The sequence below is a fragment of the Anaerosporobacter sp. genome (assembly GCF_031551385.1).
In the GTDB taxonomy this organism is placed as follows: Bacteria; Bacillota; Clostridia; order Lachnospirales; family Lachnospiraceae; genus Anaerosporobacter.
In genome coordinates this window covers 1-11504 of the sequence record NZ_JAVBNS010000019.1, presented here as the reverse complement: position 1 = coordinate 11504, position 11504 = coordinate 1, and the positions used below count along the sequence as shown (strand labels likewise).

General features: G+C 34.9%; 7 protein-coding genes and 1 pseudogene. All 8 read right to left on the bottom strand.

The window, feature by feature from the left end:
* Positions 1-268, bottom strand: a pseudogene (locus RMR19_RS03160) (hypothetical protein); the annotation flags it as partial.
* Positions 269-410: 142 nt separating this feature from the next.
* Complete coding sequence (locus RMR19_RS03155) at positions 411-2120, bottom strand: extracellular solute-binding protein (protein WP_310602042.1); 1710 nt, start codon at positions 2118-2120, stop codon at positions 411-413.
* Positions 2121-2151: 31 nt separating this feature from the next.
* Positions 2152-3060, bottom strand: a complete 909-nt coding sequence (locus RMR19_RS03150; protein WP_310602041.1) for a carbohydrate ABC transporter permease — start codon at positions 3058-3060, stop codon at positions 2152-2154.
* 12 nt (positions 3061-3072) lie between these two features.
* Positions 3073-4029 carry an ABC transporter permease gene (locus RMR19_RS03145; protein WP_310602040.1) on the bottom strand — a complete coding sequence of 319 codons (957 nt, stop codon included), beginning with the start codon at positions 4027-4029 and terminating at the stop codon, positions 3073-3075.
* Positions 4030-4142: 113 nt separating this feature from the next.
* Positions 4143-4754: a hypothetical protein gene (locus RMR19_RS03140; RefSeq protein ID WP_310602039.1), complete on the bottom strand. Its 612-nt coding sequence runs from the start codon at positions 4752-4754 to the stop codon at positions 4143-4145.
* 14 nt (positions 4755-4768) lie between these two features.
* A complete protein-coding gene (locus tag RMR19_RS03135; RefSeq protein WP_310602038.1) occupies positions 4769-6106 on the bottom strand; it encodes a glycoside hydrolase family 30 protein in 1338 nt (445 codons plus the stop codon).
* 1 nt (position 6107) lies between these two features.
* Positions 6108-9254: a hypothetical protein gene (locus tag RMR19_RS03130; RefSeq protein WP_310602037.1), complete on the bottom strand. Its 3147-nt coding sequence runs from the start codon at positions 9252-9254 to the stop codon at positions 6108-6110.
* A 187-nt stretch (positions 9255-9441) separates the two neighbouring features.
* A partial coding sequence (locus RMR19_RS03125) for a GH36-type glycosyl hydrolase domain-containing protein (protein ID WP_310602036.1) occupies positions 9442-11504 on the bottom strand: 2063 nt, incomplete at its 5' end.

Here is an 11504-nt window from a genome sequence, read left to right as displayed (position 1 = left end):
AACCCACTCTAAAATAATCCGCCATCATTCGTATCGTACTAAAACTGGATGCTTCAAAATTATTAATTAAGCCTCTCGAAGCTTTCTTATAAGTAACCATTCCAAGTAAAACAATACATAACACAGGTATAAAAAATGCTGTAATTAGTTTTACTTTTACACTATTTAATCGATTTAATCGATTCCGTTTCACTTTATCTTTTTTTCTATCATCTCTTTTTCTTTTTACGCTAATTTCTTTCTTCTTGTTTTTCTTCCTTGGTTTCATCACAAACGCCTCCAAACCTCACATTATACAGTACCCACTACTCTATAAAGTTAAAAATTGAAAATTAGGGCTGCTACAAAAAACGAAACTATTTGCTACAGCCCTAAAATCATGAGTATTAATTTAAATTACTTTTTCAAAATTAGTTAACGCCTAATTTTTGTTTTGCGATATTCATTAACTCTGTTTGTTTTTCAGTAAGAGTATCAAGACCATAGCCTTTTCTCTTTTCGATAAAGGAATCCCAGATTTTATCAAATTCAGCTTCTGTCTTTGCTAATAATAATTTAGGTAAAACTACACCCCATTCATTATCAATCTTAGATTTGATATCTGCTTCTTCTGTATCTGCTTGTAATGAAATATCATATTGAGATGTTGTCATAACATAAGGGAAAGTCCATTGTTCCATTTGTCCAAGTGGTTCTGGAGTAGGTACTGCCCATTTTAATGACATTGCGTTATCTTGGAACATCCAGTATGTAGAATCTGCACCGTATTGTTTGTCATAAGCAGAACGATCTGAGCTACATAATGCTTTTACATCATCATTTGCTGTTTCGATACCATCTGCATTGTAAGTCCACATATCACCTTCAACACCTAACCAAGTCATATGTTGTCCGTGTTCACTCATTAAGTATGAGAATAATTGAATTGCACGGTCTGGATTCTTACAGTTTTTAGAAATCATATTTAAACACCAACCGTTGATACCTGTACCTGGTAATGTATAGTCATCACCATTTGAGTTCTTTGGTCCATCTACTGCGATATATACACTGTTTGGATCATTTGCATATAATATTTTTTCTTGATCTGCTAAGTCTGTTCTTTGGTATAACATACAGAAGTAACGTCCTTGAGCGATTTTTTCTTCCATTTGTGCTCTCTTGTCGATGAAGATATCATCTGCTAAGTAGCCTTGTTCTCCAAGTTCACGGAAAGTTTTTAACCAACGAACTAATTCTGGATCTGTATAACGATCATAGTATTGTCCATCTTTTTCATATGGAACTGCTAAGAAGTTACATAAGTATTGGTCAAATGAAACGTTACCTGTTCCACCGAACTCATGAGCTCCGATTGGAATAATTGGTTGTCCATTGATTGTTGGGAATTGTTCTGCTGCTGCTTTTACAGCTGCTTTGAATCCTTCAGGAGTTGTCATATCAGGACTTCCGATTGCTTCATAAATATCTTTTTTAACTAAGAAAGTTTGGTTTGAAGAGATATTGTCATACTTTTCATAATCTTGAGGAGAGAATGAAGAGTTTGGATATCCGTAAACATGTCCGTCTGCTTGTGTAAACCAGCCAACACGTCCTTCATCAGCTACTTCGAACCAGTATGGGTCATATTCAGCTGCTAATTCATCTAATGCGTAAACCATACCATCTTCAACGATTTGGTTAACTTGACCTTCATACCATCCTAATGTTAAGATGTCTGGTAATGTATCAGATGCGATTAATGAGTTTAATTTTTCTGCTTCGTTACCTGCTGGTACGATAAATTCGATATTACAGCCTGTTTCTTCTGTAATTGTCTTAGATACTAAGTTTTCTCCCCATGGAGTTGTAAACCAAGAGAAGTTGATATACCAAGTAAAATCTACCTTCTCGTCAGCATGTTGTTTCCAACCTGGAGTAACTTCATCTGTTACTACATCACCAGTGTTGTCAGGTTCTGCTGGAGTGTCAGGTGTGTTTGTTTTGTCATTTGTTGTTGTAGTTACATTTTTGTCGTTAGATTTGTTGTTTTCTTTCTTGTTTCCACCACAACCAACTACAGAGAACATCATTGTTGCTGCTAAAAACAATGCGATACCCTTTTTGAAATTCTTTCTCATAGTGTTTCCTCCCTTAAAAATACATTATTGTTTATTCCTTAACTGCTCCTACCATCATACCTTTAACAAAATACTTTTGTAAGAATGGATAGACACAGCAGATAGGTAAAGTAGTGATAACCATCGCCGCTAACTTAATAGCTGTTGATGTTGTATCTGATGTCTTAATCTGTACAGATATGTTTCCTGCCATCTGTGAAGATTGTACTTGTGCAACCAATCGATATAAGAATGTTTGGATTGGTTCTAAGTCTGTACGGTTTGTCATGTACATCAAACCACCGAAGTAATCGTTCCATTGACCTACACCTGCGAATAATGCGATTGTTGCAAATACTGGTTTTGATAATGGAATAATAATCTTCATAAAGATTTTCAAGTCATGTGCTCCGTCAATTTTAGCAGATTCTTCAAGTGCTGCTGGTATCTCTTTAAAGAAGTTAATGAAGATTAACAAGTTAAAGAAATTGAATGCTGCTGGTATAATATAAACTAAGAAATTATTTAACAAGTGTAAATTTTTAAACAAAAGGAACGAAGGTATTAAACCACCTGAGAAGAACATTGTTACTGTTCCAATTGCCATATAGTATTTTCTACCAATTAATCTAGCTTTTGATAACGGATATGCTACCATTGCTGTAAACAATACATTGATTGTTGTACCGATTAACGTCTTTGCTACGGTTACCTTAAAAGCCTGTACAACACTACCATTAGAGAATACACTCTTGTAGTTTGCAAGTGAGAATTTTCTTGGCCACCAGTAGATTCCACCTTGTAGTGCATCGTTTGCATCATTAAGTGAATTTACAACAACGTACCAAATTGGATACAAGCACAAGAAACAAATTATTAACATGAAAATTACATTACATGTGTCGAATATCATCGTCCCACGAGAACGTTTGATTTTATTTTTTACTTTTGTCGTCTTCATCGAATCCCCCTCCTAGTACAATGATCTGCCAAGAAACTTCTTACTTGTCTTGTTTGCTGTAACAAGTAATATCAGAGCGATTACCGATTTGAAAAGTCCAACTGCTGTTGCATAAGAATATTTACCCATCGTCATACCAACTTGGTATACATATGTATCAATAACTTGACTTCGTGATATGTTGATTTGATTTTTAAGAATTAATATTTGGTCAAAGTTTGAATTTAGCAAACCTGACACTTGTAGGATAAGCATTAAAGCAATTGTTCCTGTAATTGATGGTAATGTGATTTTCATAATCTTTTGCATCTTTGTTGCACCATCTACGGTTGCTGCTTCATACATCTGTTGGTCAACTCCTGCGATTGCCGCTAAGTAGATAATCGCTGACCACCCCAGCTCTTTCCAGCTATCTGATATAATGGACAATCCCCAGAAGTACTTCGGATCACCCAGGAAAGAAATTGGTTCTTTAATAATATGTGCTGCTACTAATGCGTCATTGATAACGCCTGTCTTTGATAACCAAGTTACCATGATACCACCAAGTACAACCCATGAAAGGAAGTGAGGTAGGTAAGAAATTGTTTGTGCTAATTTCTTGAATTTTAGATTTCTAATTTCATTTAATAGTAATGCGAAAATGATTGGTAATGGAAATCCAATAAGTAATTTTAGAAAACTGATACCTAATGTGTTCTGCATGATACTTGCGAAATTATCATCCATGAAGAACTCTTTGAAATACGTTAGTCCCACCCAAGGTGCTTCTGCGATTGTCTTTGTAATCTTGAATTTCTTAAATGCGATTACAATACCGCCCATTGGAATGTAGTTGAATACTATCATCCATATCACACCTAACAGTGCCATTACTTGAAGATATTTTTGATTTGATAATTGTTTAAAAAAACTCTGTTTGTTTTTATACTTCTTGGTTTTTTTTGTTGCCAGAGTTGTATCTGCCATGTTCATCCCTCCGTCTTTTTTATATCTTAATTATAACGGGTTTCATATACTACGTTAATGTACCTAATTTTAAATAGGTGTCTTTTTTTTATGTTGTCTTTTATGCACTTTCATTAAAATTCTACCGAATTCCACACCTTTTTTTGTACTATAATTTGATGACCCTCTTTTATCTGCTCATACAGCTCTTCTTCTTCCAAAGAAGTATCATTATATACATTTTGATAGTATCTTGTTGCTAGGGCAATCTTCTGTTGAATAAGAATTATTTTAGCCTCTGTTAATCCAGTACTTTTCATATCTTCTTCTGGTATTGTTTTTAGAATGCTCTCTGCTCTTTGCTTACTATCTGCAATTTCATCTTCCGTTAATTCATATCCGTCTTTTAATGCCTGTTTATATAAAAGTTCATAGCGAATTGCGGTATCCATTGATTCCTGCTTCATTACTTCGCCCATTGTTCTTCCGTCTCCATAATCACGTGTCATATAATCTTCATCATTCATAAATGCAGCATATAATTGACCTTGCATTCTAGATAGTGTTACATGATACAATACTTCATCTAAGTAAATCTCTTCCTTATCAATTGTTACTACCACTGTTTCTGTGGGATTATAGCTTGCTTCACGAAACGTGAAGCAAGCTATAACAATTCCAATCACAAGCAGTGCAGCAACGACGAATATACCGATAAAATGTTTGCTTTTTATCTTTCCATCCATGCACATCACCCCTATTATTCTTCAATTCTTAAAGTTACAATACTGTGTGCCTTTACTACTAAATCTGTACCCATTCCATATTCTCTTAATGATACTGGCATATCTTTATCTTGCTTATTTAATAAAACTACAACTTTTTCTCCATCTGGATTTACGAATGCTGTTACTTCAATTTGTTCTGAATATCTTGTAGTAGCAATTCTCTTTGCTCCTCTACGAATGTACTTGCTAAAATGACCAACATAGTAATAAGAAAGTCTCTTCTCAAAAGTACCAGTTGTACAATCACACATAATTGGTGCTGCACAAAGGTTATTTACGTGATTTGGTCCACCTTTTTCATCTAATACTAAGTTCCAATCATAGTATCCATTCATACCAGCGTTTAGATTTCCAAGAATATCATGTGCATACATTTCTGCTTTATACACATCGTTTGAATCCATAAATCTGCTGAACTCTACACAACCTTCTGTAAATAATAACTCTTTATCTGGGAATTGCTCTTTTACTAAGCTAACTGCTTCAAAATGATCTCCTGTATACCAGTGGAATCCAATACCTGCAATATATTCAGATGCTTTTTCATCTTGTAAGATGTCTTTTGCTCTTTCGAACATAATCTCTTTGTTATGATCCCAGATATAAACTTTGATATCACCAAGACCTTGCTCTTTTAACGTTGGTCCAAGGTAATCGCGAACGAATTCCATCTCTTCAATTGCACTATAACGGCAAGAATCCCATTCTTGTGTTGCTTCTGGCTCGTTTTGTACGGTAATCTTTGAGATTGGAATATTGTCTGCTTGACATTCTTTAATGTATTTGCAGATATATTCTGCCCATAGCTTTCTGTATTCTTCCTTTAGTTGTCCTCCATGGTTCATCTCACCATTTGTCTTCATGAATGCTGGTGGACTCCAAGGAGATGCAAGAAATTCAATTTCATCTCTTGAAACTTCTTGTGCCAAACGAATAAATGGTACAATGTATTGATAATCTCTTTCTCTTGTGAATGTTTCAAGCTTTGTATCTGTTTCATCTTCTACATAGGCATAATTTCCAAGTGCAAAGTCACAACTATTAATATGTGTTCTAGCTAATGAATAACCGATTCCACTTTCACCAAAGTAAGCTTCTGCAATTTCTTTTTGCTTCTCTTCACTAAGTTTAGAAACTGTGTATCCAGCTGCTTCTGTAAATGCACCACCAAAACCACGAATTTCTTGATATGTAACATCAGGATATAGGTTTACAACATTCATTGCTCCTACTTCTACACCTTCTGTTACATTTGTTGTTTCTAAGAATTTACCTTCATTATAATCTGTTGTTATTGTTGTAATTTTCATCTTAATTCATTCCTCCAATCGAATATTGAATCTCTGCTGCTTCTCCGTTACGAATGCGAACTGCTGCATCACCTTTGATAACACCTTCTTCATAAGATGTTTCAGTTCCATCTTCCCATGTAACGGTTGCTGTTTGAATAACATAATTATTAGGAATTACATCTGCTTGTTTCTCAAAGTTATAAGTTACTTTTGTTTTACTGAATAATACCGCTTCTATCTTGCAATCTTCTGTAATCAGATAGCTTGGAATTGCAGGTTGTAATTGCATTACAAGTTCGCCATCTTCTACTCCAAATGGTGCTTCACCAAACATCATAATCTGCCACATATTAAGAAACTCTGCTGTTGAACCACTTAATCTTGCTACAAAACCTTTTCCACGAATCGCTTCGTTTGGATTTGCGCTACTAGCTATGAATGATGAATTTTCCAAAAGACTTCTTCCATACATCTCATAGTCAAGGAATGGTACACATGCATTATGGAAATCTTCAAAGAATTCTGTGTATAAGCCAGCTTTCAGAAGCTCTAACAGATATTTGTATTCCATATGTAACCATATTGATTCGTTCTCTAACCAACCTGGTGTAAATGCTTTACAACGACCTATCTCATAAGAAGCTTCTTGTAATGATGCATTCACTTTATACATAGATAATTTCTTATCAAACAAATCACTCTCTTTTACTTTGTTATATAACGATTTCTTCTCATTTTCTTCATTTACAATCTTCATATAACGAACAGGACCTTCTAGGAAGTATGGTAAATTAACCACTTTGAATTCCGTTGGATTAATTCCATTCTCATCTTCTGAATATTCTGTTACTTCGTAGCTAAAATAGGTTGGACATAATCCATTACCATATTCAACTGCTTTCTTAATACCTTGTTTTACTACCTCTAACCATTTTTCAAGAACAGTAACTAAGTATCCGTTTGAAAGTGCTCTCTTTTCTCCTGCTACACCAAATACTGTTTTCTCTCTATAAAGTTCCTTACAGTCATTTGCTGCATTCCAGAATTCTAATTGCTCATTCCCGGCTTTTTGTTTATCTGTTATTGCTTCTAATGTTTCTATTAATTCTGCTAATTCGCTGAATACAATTACTGATTGGCGATAAGAAGATAGTTTATCAATTGCAAATGTTAACATTCTAGCTAACTCATATGTCTCTGCCATAGAAGAACCAAAGATTCCAGGAAGTCCGTTTAAGGCATCATACCAACCAGGTTTTCCACCTTCCATCTCTACGCCCATTCCATATGGATCAAGTGTTGCGTATTTTAACGTACTGAGTAGTAAAATCTTCTCCATTAACGTTCCTGTTACAACTTCGCCTTTTCCGTCAGCACTTCTTAGCTTATCGTTGTTACAGTCTTTCTTTTTCGCTTTATCAAGGAAATTGTATTGTCTGATTCCCTTGTCTGTCTTCACATAACGTTTCTTTCTTGGAAGAATCGCTACTTTTGTTTCAAAGTATGTATAGCTAGAATCTTCAAATAAAAGTTCTTTCTCATTCTCTGGATATACATGAAGATATTCTTCTACTAAATCTAAGTTATATGTCCAATGATCACTCCAGTATCCTTCTCCAAACGAACCTGATGTTTCCCCTTTCGCTTGTTCAAGTACCATATTCACAAATTCGTTCTCTTGCTCTTTGCTATCCCATTGACACTCTTCTACTGTCATAAAGAATCTTCCCGGAGTAAATTGATTTTCTAAAACTTTTGCTAATTTTGCTCTGCTTGCTTCTGGAACAACTCGAAGAATCTTTTCCACTTGTTGAGCTTCTAATGTATAACTAACTTTTTCTACTTGTAATGGATTATATCCATCAATCTGAACCATGTTATAGAAGGTTCTTATGTTGATATCTTTTACATATGGTTGGAAACGTACATCTTCACGACGATTCTGATTTACATCACGGAAGTTACCATTTCCTTGTGAATAGTATTCAGGTAACATACGGAAATAGTTATAATCTCTTTCAATATCACCATGCTTTCTTGAATATAGATAGAAGATTTTGTTCTTTGCTAATTCAATTGGATATCCACCACGTAATACATTATCAAGATATGTTTGCTTACAGTATTCATCAAACAATGCATTTCCTGTCTTTGTTTCAATTGATTTGCAAACCTCTTCAACTAATGCATTTCCTTCTTCCTGTTTCTCACTATAGAATTCTGTTTTTAACCAGTTTTCCTTACAAGAAGTAAGGATTTCTTTATTCTCAACCTGACCAAACAATTCATATAGCTTAATTTCTTCTCCAGCTTTTACTACCTTTTTCTCTGCAAAGAAACAGCATGGCAAATTGTTTTGTGTAACTTGTTTTTTCTCTACTAATGCATCTAATGTTTCATTCTTTAATCCAATTGCATCATCTAATCCAGTGTCATAATCGAAAACAATTGCAGGATCTACAATCGCTACTAATTGCTCGCCCTTATCATTAATTGCATGGGCAAAGTTTCCACCTTCTACGGATTCTACACTTGCTGTATCTTCCATACTTACTCGAACTCGGAAATATGGTATTCTTGATACAACATCTTCTACTTGCATCCAAGCTTTCGTTGTTTGTCCCATCTCTTTCATAGATGCCATATTTACACCATAAGGAATTACAGCAGGCATACCATCTAATACTTCAATTTCACAATCTTTGTCTGATACGTTTTTAACACTTACTTCACGAACTAACGCACCTACTTTTTCACCTGGTAATGCATAATACATTACGCTTGTTTCAATTTGGTTTGCTTCATCATAATGCTTGATTACTAATTCATTCATTCCAATTGCCATTGTCGTATTGTTATAATCTTCTTTAAATGGCTCGAAATAGTTTCCATCTTTTTTGATAAAGGTACGGAACCCTTGTTTCTTAACATTTTGATATGCTTGGTGCGCTGGGAAGAATTCCATAATCGCACGGTCTTTACAATCCACACCAAAGCTCGTAACACCTTGACCACGATTTACATAGTAGCACCAGATTGGAATACCATGTTTCCCACTGATACCAGGTAAGAAACTTGCAAATGTTGTTTGCTTACCATAATTACTAATTTGATATTTTTTGTTTTCGTCTAATTTATTTTTTGTTAATTCATTCTGTGCTTGCATACTCCATCTCCTTTATAAGTTACTGTTCACTCCCGTGACCATTAACACGCTCCGCGATGCACAGAAATTATGCATACTGCATAATTTCGCGCTTGTAATTCTCGGGTTTTCTGTGACTTTCGCTTCGCTACACTCACAAAAAACACCTTGCGGGATATTCCATATAAACCATAATCCTTATAATATACTATCGAAGAATTACTTTTATTTGATGTTTCATCTCTTTTACTAAACCTTGTATATATTCTTTCTTGCATATACAAGCAGTTCCTTTATTCGCAATCTTATCATCTTCTGTGATAAGTTTATCGTTAACATATACCTCTGCTACTTCATATTCTCCGTATTCTTTATCTGCCTCATTAACAATTACTACTTCTAATTCATAATCAGCGAATACCGTTTCTATCATAGCTGTCTTTTCTTCATTAAATTGCTCTTTTAGTAACTTTGGTTCTATTAATAAGTCTCCACCAAGTCCTCTAACACCGAACATTTGTGTTACAACTGTTAGCATAAGCCAACTTGCAGCACCAGTTAAATAATGATACATTCCTCTTCCCTTATCATTAAAGTACTCTGGAATTCCTGGATAAATCTTACTAACATCTGCATTCGCAACCTGTCTGTAAAGAGTATCTAGTGCTTTATATCCTTCTTTTACAAAACCTCTCTTATATAATGCGTTCGCATACATAACTGTCATATGAGAGAATACTGCTCCATTTTCCTTATGACCATATGCAAATCCAAACATTCTACCTAGGTCTAATTTCAATTCTTTGAAATCCGTATTCAAACGGTAGCCACCAACTTCTGCTTTGTATAGATATTTATCCGCAGCACTTGTCATCTGCTTAACTTGCTCTGCTGTTGCTGTCTCTGACATAATTGTGAACACTTGGCTTGTTAACATCATTCGAACACCTTGCTCAAATACGCCTTCTACCTTTTCACCAGAGTTATCATAATAGCCGTTAAACCAACCATCTTGTGATTCTTCAATCCACTCATTCTCTCTAATATGTTGTTTTAACCATTCTGCCTTTTGTTTTAAATTACTGATTAACTCTTTACATGAAACAGATACTTTCTTTCCGGAAATATTTCTACCACATTTCACATAGTATTCCTTTAGTAACGCTTTTTTCTGTGCTATGCTTTCATATAGAACAACATCTTGTTCAAGTAATACAGACATCTCTTGGGCAATCTCAACTTCTTCAATTCCCGCTATCACTAATTGCTCAAACAATTTTGTCATTGTATCAAAGTTTCCTGCATAAGCAGCTGTAAATGCAACACTCTCTCCTCTTGCATTTGCCATATCAAGTGCATCATTCCAGTCTGCTCCTCGAAGTCGCATATGGTTATGTTCTCCTACATCGTAGAATGCTGTAAGATTCTCAAGTAATATATGTTCTAATACACTTCCTTCATACACTTTGTTCTCTGTTGTTGTAAGTGATCTGCTATCTGAAGCAGTCCATTCTGTATCTGTTGCTTCTCCACGCTCGATTTGTTTATCTTTAAAATATGTTGCCTTCTCTAACAGAATATCCAAATCTCCTGTTTGTTGAATATATAAATCAGTCGTTACAAGTGGCCAGAATCCATGATCCATCCATACTCTTGCGATGTTGTTTCTGTCTGCAATAAACTCGCCTTGCTTTTGTCCAATGATAGTTGCATTACTTCCATCAATTCTTACTCCAGCATAATTATTGATAATTGCTTCTCGTATACTGCTTGGATTAATCAACGTAAGTGCCAAGCAATCTTGCCATAAATCTCTCCAACCTCTTCCACCTTTTCCGTAGTCATGATGAGGTAGGAAGGAACAACCATAGATTCTTCTTAGGATTGGTTGAAAACTAACCCATTGCATGAAATTATCAAACTTTGAATCACCTGTTTGAATGTTTACATTTCTTTGTTTATCCCAGTGTTTTTGCATTGCTTTAAATGCTTCTTCTACTTTGGCTTCTGTATTATATTTTTTAATTATTTCTTCAATGGTATCTGGGTTTTTATCTGCACCAATAAAGATGATGAAACTGCATTCTTCCTTTGGTCCTAAAACTATCTTCTCAAATTGAATTGCACCCATTGCCTCATATCCATTTACACTTGAATCTTTCTTTACTGTCTCTTGTTTAGTAAGGATTGCTGTAGGTCTTAGGAAATCTCCACCTTCTCCGATGTAGTCTTCCACTTCCGGATAGAAACCTTCTGGTTTTTCACCTTCTG